13 protein-coding genes and 3 pseudogenes are annotated in these 15,850 nt (G+C 72.9%); 12 read left to right on the top strand and 4 right to left on the bottom strand.

Annotated elements, in window-relative coordinates; translation table 11 throughout:
• Positions 1-201 precede the first annotated feature (201 nt).
• The gene (locus FU792_RS10950) at positions 202-492 is read left to right on the top strand and encodes a LysM peptidoglycan-binding domain-containing protein (RefSeq protein WP_022924986.1); all 291 of its coding nucleotides are present in this window, start codon (positions 202-204) and stop codon (positions 490-492) included.
• Positions 493-495: 3 nt separating this feature from the next.
• Here the strand turns inward: FU792_RS10950 and FU792_RS10945 are convergent, their stop codons facing one another.
• Positions 496-1,044 (bottom strand): 2'-5' RNA ligase family protein, encoded by a 549-nt coding sequence (locus tag FU792_RS10945; RefSeq protein ID WP_022924985.1) that lies wholly within the window; start codon positions 1,042-1,044, stop codon positions 496-498.
• Positions 1,045-1,380: 336 nt separating this feature from the next.
• Between FU792_RS10945 and FU792_RS10940 the strand changes: the two genes are divergently transcribed.
• Positions 1,381-1,839: a hypothetical protein gene (locus FU792_RS10940; protein WP_149814762.1), complete on the top strand. Its 459-nt coding sequence runs from the start codon at positions 1,381-1,383 to the stop codon at positions 1,837-1,839.
• 52 nt (positions 1,840-1,891) lie between these two features.
• Here the strand turns inward: FU792_RS10940 and FU792_RS10935 are convergent, their stop codons facing one another.
• Both FU792_RS10935 and FU792_RS10930 read right to left on the bottom strand, forming a co-directional pair.
• Entirely contained in the window at positions 1,892-3,184 is a 1,293-nt protein-coding gene (locus FU792_RS10935; protein WP_022924983.1) for a glycosyltransferase, read from the bottom strand.
• Entirely contained in the window at positions 3,181-4,284 is a 1,104-nt protein-coding gene (locus FU792_RS10930) for a mannose-1-phosphate guanylyltransferase (RefSeq protein ID WP_022924982.1), read from the bottom strand. Before FU792_RS10930 ends, FU792_RS10935 begins: the two co-directional genes overlap by 4 nt.
• Before the next feature lie 24 nt (positions 4,285-4,308).
• On the opposite strand from FU792_RS10930, the pseudogene pyrD reads away from it, so the two are divergent.
• The 8 genes and pseudogenes from pyrD to FU792_RS10895 all read left to right on the top strand — a co-directional run.
• Positions 4,309-5,013, top strand: a pseudogene (pyrD, locus tag FU792_RS18530) (dihydroorotate dehydrogenase (quinone)); the annotation flags it as partial.
• Positions 5,014-5,074: 61 nt separating this feature from the next.
• Positions 5,075-5,407 (top strand): dihydroorotate dehydrogenase, encoded by a 333-nt coding sequence (locus FU792_RS18525; RefSeq protein WP_275100780.1) that lies wholly within the window; start codon positions 5,075-5,077, stop codon positions 5,405-5,407.
• A gap of 95 nt (positions 5,408-5,502) precedes the next feature.
• On the top strand, positions 5,503-6,759 hold the full coding sequence (locus FU792_RS10920) for an amidohydrolase (RefSeq protein WP_022924980.1): 1,257 nt from the start codon (positions 5,503-5,505) through the stop codon (positions 6,757-6,759).
• A gap of 144 nt (positions 6,760-6,903) precedes the next feature.
• Positions 6,904-8,070: a BMP family lipoprotein gene (locus FU792_RS10915; protein ID WP_022924979.1), complete on the top strand. Its 1,167-nt coding sequence runs from the start codon at positions 6,904-6,906 to the stop codon at positions 8,068-8,070.
• A gap of 162 nt (positions 8,071-8,232) precedes the next feature.
• Positions 8,233-9,905, top strand: a pseudogene (locus FU792_RS10910) (ABC transporter ATP-binding protein).
• Positions 9,902-11,234, top strand: a pseudogene (locus tag FU792_RS10905) (ABC transporter permease). The pseudogenes FU792_RS10910 and FU792_RS10905 overlap by 4 nt, the downstream one beginning before the upstream one ends.
• A complete protein-coding gene (locus tag FU792_RS10900) occupies positions 11,231-12,538 on the top strand; it encodes an ABC transporter permease (protein ID WP_022924976.1) in 1,308 nt (435 codons plus the stop codon). Before FU792_RS10905 ends, FU792_RS10900 begins: the two are co-directional and overlap by 4 nt.
• Before the next feature lie 14 nt (positions 12,539-12,552).
• Entirely contained in the window at positions 12,553-12,951 is a 399-nt protein-coding gene (locus FU792_RS10895; protein ID WP_022924975.1) for a cytidine deaminase, read from the top strand.
• Between the two features lie 59 nt (positions 12,952-13,010).
• On the opposite strand, the gene FU792_RS10890 is transcribed toward FU792_RS10895, so the two are convergent.
• Entirely contained in the window at positions 13,011-13,676 is a 666-nt protein-coding gene (locus FU792_RS10890; RefSeq protein ID WP_149814761.1) for a hypothetical protein, read from the bottom strand.
• A 69-nt stretch (positions 13,677-13,745) separates the two neighbouring features.
• On the opposite strand from FU792_RS10890, the gene FU792_RS10885 reads away from it, so the two are divergent.
• Both FU792_RS10885 and FU792_RS10880 read left to right on the top strand, forming a co-directional pair.
• On the top strand, positions 13,746-14,450 hold the full coding sequence (locus FU792_RS10885; protein ID WP_022924973.1) for a hypothetical protein: 705 nt from the start codon (positions 13,746-13,748) through the stop codon (positions 14,448-14,450).
• 60 nt (positions 14,451-14,510) lie between these two features.
• A complete protein-coding gene (locus tag FU792_RS10880; RefSeq protein WP_022924972.1) occupies positions 14,511-15,800 on the top strand; it encodes a thymidine phosphorylase in 1,290 nt (429 codons plus the stop codon).
• Positions 15,801-15,850: the final 50 nt, after the last annotated feature.

Raw genomic sequence — 15,850 nt, 5'->3', positions numbered from 1 at the left:
AGAGGGACCTTCTTTCGAGGCGGGACTGCGGTGCGCTGACGCGCTCGACGCTAGCACCCTGGACGAGCGTCACCACGGTCGAGTGGCCCCCGGTCCGGACCCTGGGCTAGCGTGCCAGCGAGCCGGTGCCGCGTCATCGTCCGGGCCAGTGCCCGGCCATGGCGGTCCGGCCCCGAGTGCCCGCACGTGGAGGAGCCAGACATGGGACTGTTCGACCGGATCAAGGGCGCGATCGACGGCGTCCGCGAGGCGCGAGCGGGCGGGCAGCAGGACAGCCGTCCCACCTCGACGGCGTCGCCGGCATCGGGGACGACCGAGCCGGTGCCGGCCGAGGAGCCGCGTCATGCCACGGTCACCGTCCAGCCAGGTCAGACGCTGTCCGGAATCGCCCAGGAGCGCGGCGTGGACCTCGACGAGATGGTGCGGCTCAACGGGATCGAGCGACCCGACCTCATCTTCCCCGGGCAGGTCTTCAAGCTCCCGCGCCGCTGATCCTCACCCGGTGAGCGGGTAGTCCGCGCGGGTGCGCCAGACGCCGTCCCCGTCGTGGACGTAGAGCCGGAAGGCGTCCGCGGGGTAGGTGCAGCTGAAGGCGCCGAGGTCGCGGAAGGCGCGGTCCAGGGCGGCCAGCGGCAGGTCGTGGGCGAGCGTGACGTGAGGGTGGTAGGGGAAGTCCAGCGTGCGCTGCAGCGGCCCGCGCCGCACGGCCCGCTCGAGTCGCTCGCAGTCGGCGACCCCCTTGGCCACCTGCACGAAGACCACCTCCGACACCGGCCGGAAGGTGCCCGTCCCGCGCAGCATGACCTCGAAGGCGGCGTGGTCCCGAGCCACCGAGAGCAGGTGGGCCTCCAGGGCCTCCAGCTCGGGCGCGCTGCACGGGGTCGGGGGCAGCAGGGTGATGTGCGTCGGGATGGCGGCCGCGCGCTCCTCGCCGTAGCCGATGCGCAGCCGCTGCAGGTGGCTGCCCCAGGGCTCGGGGACCGGAAGCGCCACCCCGACCACGAGGGACGCCTTCTCGTGCTCGTCGTGCTCCGAAGGGCTCATCGGCTCCAGCCTAGTGGGGGAGGCGCACCGCTCCGGCGGAACCCGGGTCGGACCGAAGGCGTCGCAGGCACATGGCCGGATCGACGCAGTGGTGCTCGCCCGTGATCCGGCGCGAGGTCGACCACGCCCGGTGCCGCGCCGGAGCGATGCTGCTCGCGCTCGGATGCGCGCTGCTGGCCGGGTGCGCCTCCGGCGGGAGGAGCCGACCCCCCGGTCACGACTCCGAGCACCGGTGCATCGGCGGCAGCCACGCTGGTCGTCGTCGGGTCAGGGACCACGATCGCCCACCTCGACAGCCAGGACGAGATCGCCCGATGGGCGTCCCAGGTGCTGGTCGTGACGCCGAGGTCTGAGGAGCCCAGAGACTCTGGTGGGGCGCCCGAGGTCGGTCGGGACGTCACGGTGGAGGTCGACGAGGTGATCTGGACGGCTGCGGACGCCATCACCTCCCTGGGCGAGGGCCAGCGCTCGACGTTCTACGAGTACCCGGCCTACGTCCAGGGCGAGGGAGAGCTGGTCCCCGCGGTCGAGGAGGGCCGGAGCCGGTTGGAGCTGGGTCAGCCCGGCGTGGTGTTCCTCGCCGACGACGTGGTCGACGACGAGCAGGTCCTCACGCTGCTGCACGTCTCGGCTCTGGAGGAGGGGCAGATCAGCCTCGCCGGTGCGGCCGGGCGGGTGGACATCAGCCATCTCGCCCAGCAGGTCGACGCCGCCGCGCTGCGGGTAGACCGCCTGACGCCTCACCCGGGTGAGTCGCTCGTGCAGCGGCTGGAGCGCTACCCGGTCGAGGAGTAGCCCCGCGCCCTCACGTCGGCGTCGTCGCGGATCCGCTCCAGGGGTATGCCCGTCAGGCCACCGAGCGCGAGCCGGCGTGAACCACCGCCGAGTAGTGGTCGACGAGCTGGTCCACCAGCGCCGGCCAGGACCGCTCCTGCACCCGCTGCCGACCGGCGGCACCCATCCGTTCCCGGACCTCGGCAGCGGTGGGCCCCACGAGGGGGGTCACGGCGGCGCACAGCGCGCCCCGCACGTCCGGGTCGAAGAGCTCACCGGTGCCGCCGGGTTGGATGAGGTCCAGCGGGCCGCCCCGTGCGGGCGCCACGACCGGCAGCCCGGCGGCCGAGGCCTCCTGCAGCGTCTGGCCGAAGGTCTCCCGCGTGCCGGTGTGCACGAAGAGGTCGAAGGCGGCATACGCCTGCGCCAGCTCGGCCCCCTCGCGCCGACCGAGGAAGACCGCCTCGGGCAGCTGCGCCTGCAGGATCTCCCGGCTCGGCCCCTCCCCGACGAGCACGAGGCGGGTGCCGGGCAGCGAGGAGAGCTCGGTGAGCCGGTGCAGCTCCTTCTCCGGGGCGAGCCGCCCGACGTAGCCCAGCACCGTCTCTCCGCGAGGCGCGAGCCGGTCGCGCAGCGCGAGGGCGCCGGGGTCGGTGCGGCGGTCGGGGTGGAAGAGGTCGGCGTCCACGCCACGTCCCCAGAGCGCGATCCGGGGCACCTGGTGCTCGGCGAGATCGGTCAGCGCCGCCGTGGACGGTGCCAGGGTGAGGTCGGCCTGCTCGTGGATGCGGCGGATCCAGCGCCACGTCGCCCGGGCGGTGAGGTCGCCGGCCGGACCGGCGTGCTGGCGGATGTAGGAGGGCATGTCGGTCTGGTAGATCGCGACCGAGGGGATGCCGAGCGCCCGGGCCGCGACGAGGCCGCGGACGCCGAGGACGAAAGGGGAGGCCACGTGCATGACGTCGGGGCGGAACCGGTGCAGCACGGTCTCGATCTCGTACGACGGCAGGCCGACGCGGAACTTGCGGACCGGGACGCTGGTGACGCTGTGCACCGGGAAGCCCGCGTAGTGCTCCGGGGTCATGACCGGGCTCCACGGGCTGGTGCCGGGGGCGACGACCAGGGCGTCGTGGCCCTGCTCGCGCAGGCACTCCAGCACCTTGCACACGCTGGTGGTGACGCCGTTGAGGGCGGGGAGGAAGGACTCGGTGACGATGGCGACGCGCACGTGGTCCAGCCTGGGCGCCTCGGGTATGCCGTCGGCGGACGGCGGGGGTGTGTCGGGTGGCCGTCGGGTGACGAGCGGGTGGCCCACGCCGTCGCGCAGCGTGCGGCGAGAAGGACCGCGGCCGGGTCGGTCGCTCACGTGAGGTCCCCCCGTCCCAGCTCCTGCAGGGTCGCCACCACGCCCCGGACGTCCTGGCAGCGCTCGCGGGTGGTCACCAGCAGGGCGTCCGGGGTGTCCACGACGACCACCTCGTCGAGCCCCAGCACCACGACTGCGCGCTCGCCGTGCGCCGCGACGACCCCGGTGGAGTCGCGGGCGACGACGTCACCGGCCCGTCCCAGCACCCGGACGCCGCCGTGCTCGGGCCGTTCCTCGAGCAGGCTCGCGAGCGAGGCGAAGTCACCCACGTCGTCCCAGCCGACGTCGGCGGGCACGACGGTGACGTGACCCGAGCGGGCGGCCGGCTCGGCGACGGCACGGTCGATCGCGAGCGCGTCCAGCGAGCCCCAGACCTGCTCCAGCTGCCCGGGGTCGGCCGCGAGGTGCCGGAGCAGGCGCACCATCTCGGGCCGCTCCTGCGCCAGGAGGTCGAGCAGCACCCTGGCCCGGACGACGAAGATCCCGGCGTTCCACCGGTGCCGCCCACCCTCGAGGTAGCCCTGGGCGACCTCGCGCTCCGGCTTCTCCACGAACGACCGGACCTGGTGCGCGTCCGGCGCGCCGGGCAGCGGCCGTGCCTCACCGAGCTCGATGTAGCCGAAGGCGGTCGAGGCGTAGCGGGGCCGGATCCCCAGGGTGACCAGGGCCCCGGCCCGGGCGGCGACGACCGCCTGTCGCAGGCTGGCGGCGAAGGCCGCCTCGTCGTCGATGACGTGGTCGGCGGCGAAGGAGCCGAGCACCGCCTCGGGGTCACGACGCTCGAGGACGGCGGCGGCCCACCCGACCGCCGGCATCGAGCTGCGCGGGGAAGGCTCCAGCAGGAGATCCTCGGCGCCCAGGTCGGGCAGCTGCGCGCGCACCGCGTCGGCGTGCCGTCGTCCCGTCACCACCATGACCCGGTCACCGGCCAGCGGGCGCACCCGGTCGACGGTGGCCTGCAGCAGGGAACGGCCGGTCCCGGTCAGGTCGTGCAGGAACTTCGGCGAGTCCTGCCGCGACAGCGGCCACAGCCGGGTCCCTGACCCGCCCGCGGGGATGACGGCGGTGAAGCCGTCCAGCGAGGTGGTCAGGGTGCTCATCCGCGTCAGTCTAGGGTTGCCGGCATGCGCGCGTCCTCGGTCCCCGCACCGCCCACCCGGCGCCTGCTCGCCGCCGCCGGGAGCACGGCATACCGGCGGCTGGCGCGCCCCGCCCTGTGGCGCCTCGACGCCGAGCGCGCCCACCACGCGACCCTCGTCGCCGCTGACCTCCTCGGGAGGGTGGCTCCGACGCGGGCCCTGGTCGCGGCCACGGGGTATGCCGTCCCCCCGGCACGCCCGGTCGACCTGCTGGGGCTGCGCTTCGACCACCGCATCGGGCTGGCGGCCGGCATGGACAAGGACGGGCGCGCGGTGCCCACGTGGGTGGCGCTCGGCCTCGGCCACGTGGAGCTCGGCACCGTCACCGCCCGGGCCCAGCCCGGCAACCCGCGACCGCGGATGGTCCGGCTCCCGGAGAGCGCAGCGGTCATCAACCGGATGGGCTTCAACAACGAGGGGGTGCACGCCCTGGCGCGGCGACTGCGGGACGCGCGGCGAGCCGGCCTGGTGCGCATCCCCGTGGGCGTGAGCATCGGCAAGTCCAAGGTCACGCCGGTGGAGGAGGCGGTGCCGGACTACCTCGCGTCGGTGGCCGCGCTGGACGGGCTGGCCGACTACCTCGCCGTCAACGTGTCCAGCCCCAACACGCCCGGGCTGCGCTCGCTGCAGGACGCCGAGCCGCTGCGCGCCCTGCTCACGGCGGTGGTGCGGGCCGCCGGGGACGTCCCGGTGCTGGTCAAGCTCGCGCCGGATCTCACCCGGTCCGCGCTCGAGGAGGCGGTGGGGGTCGGTGGGGGTCGGGGTCGCCGGCTTCGTCGCCACCAACACGACGCTCGCCCGCGGCGGCGTCGCACCGGGGGAGATGGCGCTGGCGAACGGGCAGACCGGCGGCCTGTCGGGGGCGCCGCTCACGGTCCGGGCGCGCGAGGTGGTGGGCCAGGTCCGATCGCTCACCGACCTGCCGCTCATCGGCGTCGGCGGGGTGATGACGGGGGCGGACGCCGCCGCCCTGGTGGACGCCGGCGCCGACCTGGTCCAGCTGTATACCGGCCTGGTGTATGCCGGGCCCGCGCTGGTGGCGGAGGCGGTCGCCGCAACCATCGGCGACGCCCGGTGGGGTTGAGGGCAACCATCCGCGACGCCCGGTGGGGGTGAAGGGAGTCTGGGGCGGGGCTGCGTATCCTGATGGGTGATCCATCACCCGACCGGAGAGAGCCGTTGACCACCGACCTGACCCGCCCGTTGCACCAGAGCGCCGCCGCTCCCGAGCCCGGCTCGCTGGCCCAGGTGCTGCGACGGGTCGAGGACGAGGTCGACGCCCGGGCCGAGGAGCTGCTGGCCTGGCGCCGCGAGGTCCACCAGCAGCCGGAGATCTGCTGGGAGGAGCACCGCACCACCGAGCTGGTCGCCGGGGTGCTCTCCGAGGCCGGTGCACGGGTGCGGACGCTGCCCGGCACGGGTGCGGTGGTCGACCTCGGCCACCCCGAGCCGCGCACCCGGATCGCCCTGCGGGCCGACCTCGACGCGCTGCCGATCGAGGAGGTCACCGGTCTGCCCTACTCCTCCCGCACCCCCGGGGCCTGCCACGCGTGCGGCCACGACGTGCACACCATCGGCCTGCTCGGCGCGGGGCTCGCGCTGCTGGCCCTCGACGAGGAGCTGCACGCCCGCGGCGTCGGGGTGCGGCTGGTCTTCCAGCCCGCCGAGGAGACCCATCCGGGCGGCGCGCTCAAGGTCATGGACGACGGCGTCCTCGACGGGGTCGACCGCATGCTCGCCGTCCACTGCGACCCCTCGGTCGACGTCGGCAGCGTGGGGCTGCGCGTCGGCCCGATCACCGCGGCCTCGGACCAGGTGCACGTCGTCATCAGCGGGCGCGGAGGGCATACCTCCCGCCCCCACCTCACCCAGGACATCACGTATGCCCTCGCCAAGGTGGTCACCGAGGTCCCGGCCGCGCTGACCCGCCGGCTCGACCCCCGCGCCGCGGCCGTCCTCGTCTGGGGCGTGGTGCGGGCCGGGGCGGCGGCCAACGTCATCCCCGCGCAGGGAGAGGCGCTCGGCACCCTGCGGATGCTCGACCCCGAGCTGTGGGAGGTCGTGGAGCCGATCTTCACCGAGACCGTCGACGCCGTCGTGGCGCCCTACGGGGTCAAGGCCACCGTGCACTACACCAAGGGTGTGCCGCCGGTCGACAACGAGAACAGCTCGGTGATGGCGATGTCCAAGGCGGCGATGCTGCTCCTCGGCGCGGGAGCGGTGCAGCCGACCAAGCAGTCGATGGGCGGTGAGGACCTCGGGTGGTACCTCCAGCAGGTGCCCGGGGCGATGGCCCGGCTCGGCACCCGCACCCCCGGCGGGCCGACCTACGAGCTGCACCAGGGCGACCTGGTCGTGGACGAGCGCTCCGTCCTCGTCGCCGCCAAGCTGCTCGCCGGGTCGGTCTTCACCGCCCTCGGCGAGTCACGGACGTGACGCTCCAGCACTGCTGTGGCTGATGTGACGGCCCAGGTCACGCTTGCATCACGTTGTGGCTGACGTGCGCGTCACCTGACCCCTACTCGCCGGTCACGAGAGTTACCATCTTCGCGTCATACCCACAGGACAAAGGAGTTTCCCGTGCGTCGGGTCCTGAAGCTTGCCACCGCCGGTGCGGCGGCCACCCTCCTCCTCGCCGCGTGCGGCGAGGCCCCCACCGAAGACGAGTCGAACGCCGGAGGCGGCGACACCGCCGAGAGCAGCGAAGGAGGCGGGGACAGCGAAGCGGCCAGCGACTTCAAGGCCTGCATGGTCTCCGACGCCGGCGGCTTCGACGACCAGTCCTTCAACCAGTCCGGCAAGGAGGGTCTGGATGCCGCCGCGGAGGCCCTGAGCATCGAGACCGTCGAGGTCGAGTCGCAGGCCGACACCGACTACGCCACCAACGTCGCGGGCCTGGTGGACCAGGGCTGCTCGATCACCATCGGCGTCGGCTTCCTCCTCGAGGACGCGATCCAGACCGCGGCCGAGGACAACACCGACACCAACTTCGCGCTCATCGACTCCGCCTTCAGCGACGCCGACTCCGCGCCGGTGGAGCTCGACAACGCCAAGCCGATCCTCTTCAACACCGCCGAGGCGAGCTTCCTCGCCGGCTATCTCTCGGCCGGCATGACCGAGACCGGCACCGTCGCCACCTTCGGCGGCCTGCAGATCCCGTCGGTGTCGGTCTTCATGGACGGCTTCGCCGACGGCGTCGCCAAGTTCAACGAGGACAACGGCACCGACGTCAACCTGCTGGGCTGGGACAAGGAGGCCCAGGAGGGCGCCTTCTCCGGTGACTTCGACAACCAGAGCCAGGGGCAGACGCTCACCGAGCAGTTCATCTCCCAGGGCGCCGACATCGTCATGCCGGTCGCCGGCCCGGTCGGCCTCGGTGCCGCCGCGGCGGCCGAGGGCGGCGACGACGTCAAGATCGTCTGGGTCGACTCCGACGGCTACCTCACCGCGCCGGAGTACTCCGCCCTCATGCTCACCTCGGTCATGAAGCAGATCGGCCCGGCCGTCGAGCAGACCATCACCGAGACCGTCGACGGCGGCTTCTCCAACGAGCCCTACGTCGGCACGCTCGAGAACGACGGCGTCGGCCTGGCGCCCTACCACGACATGGAGGGCGACGTCGCCGCCAAGGAGGTCACCGGCCCCGACGGCGAGGACGTCACGCTCGACGTGGCGATCGAGACGCTGCAGGAGATGATCATCTCCGGCGACCTGACCGTCGAGTCCGAGAACAGCCCGCAGCAGTGACCGTGCGCCGGTCCGGCCAGCAGCCGGCCGGCTGACACACCGGGTAGCGGCCCGACCCCACCGGGTCGGGCCGCTACGCTGTCCACCGCATCACCCGAGGTGCAGGCATACCCCACCTTCCCTCGGCCCGTCCCCGTGAGGTGCCATGAAGCAGGAACCGCGATGAAGCTCGAGCTGCAGGGCATCACCAAGGTCTTCGGATCCCTGGTGGCCAACGACCACATCGACCTCGTCGTCGAACCCGGCGAGATCCACGCGCTGCTGGGAGAGAACGGCGCCGGCAAGAGCACGTTGATGAACGTCCTCTACGGCCTCTACGACCCCGACGACGGGCAGATCCTGCTTGACGGCGAGCCGGTCACCTTCAAGGGGCCGGGCGACGCGGTCGCCGCGGGCATCGGCATGGTTCACCAGCACTTCATGCTCATCCCGGTCTTCACCGTGGCGGAGTCCGTCGCGCTCGGCTACGAGCCCACCGGAGCCGTCGGGGCCCTGAAGCTGGACGAGGCGCGGGCCGGGTCACCGAGATCTCCGACCGCTTCGGCTTCCACGTCGACCCGGACGCCAAGATCGAGGACCTCCCCGTCGGGGTGCAGCAGCGGGTCGAGATCATCAAGGCGCTCTCCCGGGACGCCAAGGTTCTCATCCTCGACGAGCCGACCGCGGTGCTCACGCCGCAGGAGACCGACGAGCTCATCGGCATCATGCGCGACCTCAAGGAGTCCGGCACCTCCATCGTCTTCATCACGCACAAGTTGCGTGAGGTCCGCGCGATCGCCGACCGGATCACCGTCATCCGCCGCGGCGCCGTCGTCGGCGAGGCCAGCCCCAGCTCCACCGAGACCGAGCTCGCCTCGCTCATGGTCGGGCGCTCGGTCAGCCTGACCGTCGACAAGGAGGCGGCCACCCCGGGCGACGCCGCCTTCGAGGTCGACGGGCTCTCCGTGGCCAACGACGCCGGGACCGTGCTCGTCGACGACATCTCCTTCGACGTCCGGGCCGGCGAGATCCTCTGTGTCGCGGGGGTCCAGGGCAACGGCCAGACCGAGCTCGCCGAGGTCATCCTCGGCCTGGAGGAGGCCGACTCCGGCACCCTGCGGCTCGACGGCGAGGACCTCGCGGGCAAGGGAGTGAAGCAGCGGCTCCGCGCCGGGATCGGCTTCGTCCCCGAGGACCGCTCCACCGACGGCGTCGTCCCCAGCTTCTCCATCGCCGAGAACCTCGTGCTCGACCTCTACGACACCGAGCCCTTCGCCCGGGGCATCTCCATGAGCCCGGCCACCGTGGCGAGCAACGCCGAGCAGCGCACCGAGGAGTTCGACGTGCGGCTCAGCTCGATCCACGACCCCATCTCCACCCTCTCCGGCGGCAACGCCCAGAAGGTCGTCCTCGCCCGCGAGATGTCGCGGCCGCTGCGCCTGCTCGTCGCCTCCCAGCCGACCCGGGGCCTGGACGTCGGCTCCATCGAGTTCGTGCACCGGCGGATCGTCGCCGAGCGCGACAACGGCACCCCGGTCATCATCATCTCGACCGAGCTCGACGAGGTCCTCGGTCTCGCCGACCGGATCGCCGTGATGTACCGCGGCCGGATCATCGGCGTCGTCGACGCCGTCGGCGAGGACGGCACGCCGGTCAACCGTGACGTCCTCGGCCTCATGATGGCCGGCGTGCCGCTCGAGGAGGCCCGCGAGCAGGCCGCCCAGCACCACTCCGTGCTGGGGCGGGCCGACCTGGACGGCGACGGCATACCTGACGCGCGGCAGCGCCGGCCCAGGGACGAGGACCACGATCAGCACGCCGACCCTGCCCCGACGAGCACGGAGGAGCAGCCGTGAGCGACCAGCCCCACGCCAGCCAGTCCCACGGACCCGACGCGGGGGAGGAGCAGTCGGTCACCGCCACGCCACCCGGTGACACCGGCGGCAGCGGGCCGACGCTGCGCGAGCAGGAGCGCCCCTCGGTCCTGCACCAGATCCTCTCCGGGAGCGCCCTGATGTCGGTGCTCGCCGTCGTGCTCGCGCTCTTCATCGGCGGCCTGCTCATCGCCTTCGCCAACGAGGACACCCGCGAGGCCGCGACCTACTTCTTCGCCCGGCCGCTGGACACGATCTCGGCCGGGTGGACCGCCATGTGGGAGGCCTACGTCGCGATGTTCCGCGGCTCGGTCTTCGACTGGCGGGCCGACACCCTCGCCGGGATGGTCGACCCGCTCACCGAGTCGATGGTCTTCGCCGTCCCGCTCATCCTGGCGGGCCTGGGCATCGCGATCGGCTTCCGCGCGGGCCTGTTCAACATCGGCGCGCAGGGGCAGATCATCGTCGGCGCCATCGTCTGCGCCTGGCTCGGGTTCGCCTTCGACCTGCCCCCGGTGATCCACCTGCTCGTGGCGATCATGGGCGGCCTCGTCGGCGGCGCCGTCTGGGGCGGGATCCCGGGTGTGCTCAAGGCCCGGTTCGGCGCCAACGAGGTGATCGTCACGATCATGCTCAACTACATCGCGGTCTACCTCATCAGCTACATGCTCAAGCAGCCGAGCTTCAACCCGGGGCGGACCGGGCAGCGCAGCCCGGCGGTCGGGGCGGACGCGACCTACCCGCTCCTGGTGCCGCAGTGGCTGTGGCCGGACAACGGCTTCCGGCTGCACTGGGGCTTCGTCGTGGCCATCCTCGCCACCATCGCGGTGTGGTGGCTCATGGAGCGCTCCACCGTCGGCTTCCAGATCCGCGCCGTCGGGGCCAACCCGGCCGCCGCCCGCGGCCGGCATGTCGGTCGGTCGGATCACCGTCATCACGATGGTGCTCGCCGGCGCGCTCGCCGGGCTCGCCGCGACGGCGCAGGTGCTCGGCACCGAGCGTTCGCTCACGGCCGGGGTCGCCGCCTCCTTCGGCTTCGACGCCATCACCGTGGCGCTGCTCGGGCGCTCCCGCCCGTGGGGCACCTTCTTCGCCGGCCTGCTCTTCGGCGCGCTCAAGGCCGGCGGCTTCCTCATGCAGTCGCTGACCGCGACCCCCATCGACATCGTGCTCGTCGTGCAGTCGCTCATCGTGCTGCTCATCGCGGCCCCGCCGCTGGTGCGCAGCGTCTTCCGGCTGCCCGACCCCGACAAGCCACGACGCAGACGCGTCTCCCGCGGCGACGCGAAGACCCAGGAGGCCACGGCATGAGCACCCCCACGCAGGCCCCGGCACCGACCACCCCCTCCGAGGGCGAGGGTCCGGCCCGCGGCCGCCCGAAGGTCGGCATCAAGACGACCGTCGTGTATGCCCTCGCCGCCCTGGTGACGCTGCTCGCCTGGGTGCTGGACACCCCGGCGGACGCCCGGACGACGTTCCAGTTCGGCACCGGCGGCGACCTGTTCCGCATACCGAACATCCCGCTGCCGGCGCTGGCCACCCTCGTCGTGCTGCTCGTCGTCATGCTCGCCGCGACGGCCTTCGCGTGGGTGCGCTACCGCGCCCGCCGGCCGGTCCCGGTGTGGTTGCACGTCGTCGTCGGCGCAGCCTTCGTCATCTCCTTCCTGACCTTCGTCGGCGCCGGCCGCAGCACGGTCATCCCGATGGTCTCGCTGCTCGCAGGCGCGCTGGCGCTGTCGGTGCCGCTGGTCTTCGGCGCGATGTCCGGCGTGATCTGCGAGCGCTCGGGGATCATCAACATCGCCATCGAGGGGCAGCTGCTCATGGGTGCCTTCGCCGGTGCCGTGGTCGCCTCGGCGGCGGGCTCGGCCTACCTCGGTCTCGTCGCGGCGCCGATCGCGGGCGGTCTGGTCGGGGCGGCCCTGGCGTGGTTCGCGGTGTCGTTCCGGGTGAACCAGATCATCGTCGGTGTCGTCCTCAACACGCTCATCATCGGGCTCACCGGCTTCCTCTTCTCCACGGTGCTGTCGGACAACAAGGCGCTGTGGAACACGCGGATGCCGCTACCGCGCATCCGGATCCCGCTGCTGGCCGACATCCCCGTCATCGGGCCGGTGCTGTTCAACCAGACGATCCTGGTCTACCTCATGTACGTCCTGGTCATCGGGCTGCAGTTCATGCTCTTCCGCAGCCGCTGGGGCCTGCGGACGCGCGCCGTGGGCGAGCATCCCAAGGCCGCGGACACGGTCGGCATCAAGGTCAACGTGCGCCGGGTGTGGAACACCATCCTCGGCGGGGCGGTCGCCGGCCTCGGCGGCGCCTTCTTCACCGTCGGCTCCGGGCTGGCCTTCGGTCGTGAGATGTCCGCCGGGCAGGGCTACATCGCGCTGGCCGCGATGATCCTCGGCAAGTGGAACCCGTGGGGCGCCGTCATGGCGGCGCTGCTCTTCGGTTTCTCCAAGAACCTCGGCAACGTGCTGTCGACCATCGGGAGCGGCGTCCCCTCCGAGCTGCTGCTCATGCTGCCCTACGTCATCACGATCCTGGCCGTCGCCGGCTTCGTCGGACGGGTCCGCCCGCCGGCCGCCGAGGGCGTGCCCTACACCAAGAGCTGAGAGGGGCATATCCCGTGCCGGAGCAGATCGACTGGCAGCCGCTGCACGACCGGGCGGTGGAGATGACCCGGCGGGCGTATGCGCCGTACTCCGGCTATCCCGTGGGCGTCGCCGGCCTGGTGGACGACGGCCGGGTCGTCGCCGGGTGCAACGTCGAGAACGCCGGCTACGGCGTCACGCTGTGCGCCGAGTGCGGCATGGTCTCCGACCTCGTGGCCGGTGGCGGCGGGCGGCTCGTGGCGGTGTGGTGCGTCGACGGGCGCGGCGAGACCATCATGCCCTGCGGCCGGTGCCGGCAGCTCGTGTGGGAGCACGGGGGAGCGGAGTGCCTGCTGCAGACGCCCGAGGGCGTGCTGCGGATGGACGAGGTGTTGCCCCAGGCCTTCGGCGCCGAGGACCTCGACCGCTCCTGAGCCGGGCGGCACCGCCGCCGGGCGAGCATGCCCGGCGCGCGACTGCCGGCCCCGTACGCTCAGTCGGCGGCGGTCTCGCCGCCGAGCAGGCAGGCACGGGGGAGGCCGGCGGACAGCGCCAGCCGGCCGGCCTCGGGGCTGCGGGCGACGTAGAGCGCCCGACCGCCGATCTGGGCGACCCGCTCCTGCAGCGTGGCCAGGGTGCCGGCGTCGACGACGACCCGGCCCTGCTCGGGCGGCAGGAAGGTCTCCTCGCCGAAGGTGCCACCCCGGTCGGTGCGGGCCACCGTGCTGACGTCGACCGGCCGCTGCGCCATCGCCTCGGCCAGCAGCCGCAGCGTCCCGGCCGCCTGCCCGGTCGGCTCGCCCCCGTCGACCGGCACCGAGAAGCGCACCTCGTCGCCGGACCCGATGATCTCCTGCAGCACCCATCGGGCGGTCCGCTGCCGGGTCATCACGGCATACGTCAGCGCCGGCTGCTCACCGTCGAAGCGTGCCTCCGTCGCGACGACGAGCGCCTGCGGGTCGAGCCCCACGGCCAGGCTGGCGGCGGCCGACATTGTGGCCTCGATGCGCGGCGTCGAGACGATCGCCACGACGCGGTCGTTGCGGACCGCCACCATCGTCGGGAACATCGGCTGCGGTGACGGCGTCCCAGTCTGGGAACGCCGCAGCAGATCGGTCACCGGAGGAGCGACGAGGGTCATGAGGTCAGCCACGAGCACGCCGCTCAGGATGTCACACGAGGTCGGTGCGACCACCGGTCGCACCGAGGGAGCGGCATGATGTGCCCCATGAAGGGCAAGCAGGTGCCGTGGGCCGGGATCATCTTCGCGATCATCCTGCTCAACATCTTCACCGACCTCGACCTCCCGGTCATCCCGATCATCATCGGCGCGGTGATCTTCAGCATCGTCACCGGCCCGCGGCGGGCGCGGCAGGTCGGCGGTGGACGGCCGCAGGGGCAGCAGCCGCCCGCGCCGCAGCAGGACCCGGCAGCACGAGCCGAGGACGACGGCGGGCTGCCCCGGATCGACGTGCCGCGCTTCCCCGGAGAGTCATCGCCCCCTCCGCTGCCCGGCCAGGGCCCGAGCGGCGCGGACCAGCCGACGCCCGAGCCGCCGACCACCCGACCCGCTGCCTCGGCGACGCCCGGCGCCGCGGCATACCCCTCCAGCACGTCGACCGATCCGGTCGTCTCCCTCGGGCAGCTGCACCTGGGCCGCCTCGCCCGTGAGCTCGACGCCGCGGCGCGCACCGGCTCCGACGCGGACACGCAGCGACTCCTCGGCGAGATCGAGAAGATGACCCGCCGGTCGCTGATGATGCTCGACGGGGCCAGCGGCGTGCCGGGCAGCGGGCGCAAGGAGTTCGAGGCGGGCCTGCGCCGGCTGGAGCGGGAGGTCTCGGCGGCACGCGGGGAGCAGCCGCCCGGCGGCAAGGTAGCGCGCGTGGTCCAGACGTGCAGCGCGCTCGGGCAGACCGGGCGGTATGCCTGAGCCCACCGGCTCGGCACACCCGGCGGCGGCGAGGATCGTCGATAGGCCACACTGGCCTGCATGAGTGAGTCCTTCGACGCCGTCGACATCATCCGCACCAAGCGCGACCGGGGCGAGCTGAGCCCCGAGCAGATCGCGTGGGTGATCGACGCCTACACCCGGGAGGTCGTGGCCGACGAGCAGATGTCGGCGCTGGCGATGGCGATCCTGCTCAACGGCATGGACCGCCGCGAGATCAGCGACTGGACCGCCGCCATGATCGCCTCGGGGGAGCGGATGGACTTCTCCTCGCTGTCGCGGCCGACGGCCGACAAGCACTCGACCGGCGGGGTCGGCGACAAGATCACGCTGCCGCTCGCGCCGCTGGTCGCGGCATGCGGCGTGGCCGTGCCGCAGCTCTCCGGGCGGGGTCTGGGCCACACCGGCGGCACGCTGGACAAGCTGGAGGCCATTCCCGGCTGGCGGGCGGCGCTGTCCAACGAGGAGATGATGGACCAGCTCGAGGATGTCGGTGCCGTCATCTGCGCGGCGGGGTCTGGCCTGGCCCCGGCGGACAAGCGGCTCTACGCCCTGCGCGACGTGACCGGGACCGTCGAGGCGATCCCGCTCATCGCCTCCTCGATCATGAGCAAGAAGATCGCCGAGGGCACCGGCACGCTCGTGCTGGACGTCAAGGTCGGGTCCGGGGCCTTCATGAAGACCCATGAAGATGCGCGCGAGCTCGCCGAAACGATGGTGGCGCTGGGGCAGGACGCCGGCGTGCACACGGTCGCCCTGCTCACCGACATGTCGACCCCGCTCGGGCTGACCGCCGGCAACGGCGTCGAGGTCGCCGAGTCGGTGGAGGTGCTCGCCGGAGGCGGCCCGCAGGACGTCGTCGACCTCACCGTGGCACTGGCCCGGGAGATGCTCGAGGGCGCCGGCGTCACCGACGTCGACCCCGCGGACGCGCTCGCCGACGGCCGCGCCATGGACGTCTGGCGGCGGATGATCGAGGCCCAGGGAGGCGACCCGGACGCCCCGATGCCGGAGGCGAAGGAGAGCCAGGAGGTGCTCGCGGACGCCGACGGGGTGCTCACCCGGCTGGACGCGCTCGCCGTGGGTGTCGCCGCGTGGCGGCTCGGGGCCGGACGTGCCCGCAAGGAAGACCCGGTGCAGGCCGCCGCCGGCGTGGTGCTGCACGCCAAGCCTGGCGAGGAGGTCAAGAAGGGTCAGCCGCTCATGACGCTGCACACCGACGAGGAGCAGCGGCTCGGCCGGGCGACCGAGGCGCTGGAGGGGTCCTGGGCCATCGGCACCGCCGACCAGGTCGAGACCGCCGACAGCATCGTCATCGACCGCGTGAGCTGACCCGGCGCCCGGTCACTCCGACCGGACGTACGGTATGCACGGACCGGCCG

This window comes from Serinicoccus marinus DSM 15273, assembly GCF_008386315.1.
Classification (GTDB): Bacteria; Actinomycetota; Actinomycetes; order Actinomycetales; family Dermatophilaceae; genus Ornithinicoccus; species Ornithinicoccus marinus.
This window is presented reverse-complemented; position numbering and strand designations above follow the sequence as displayed.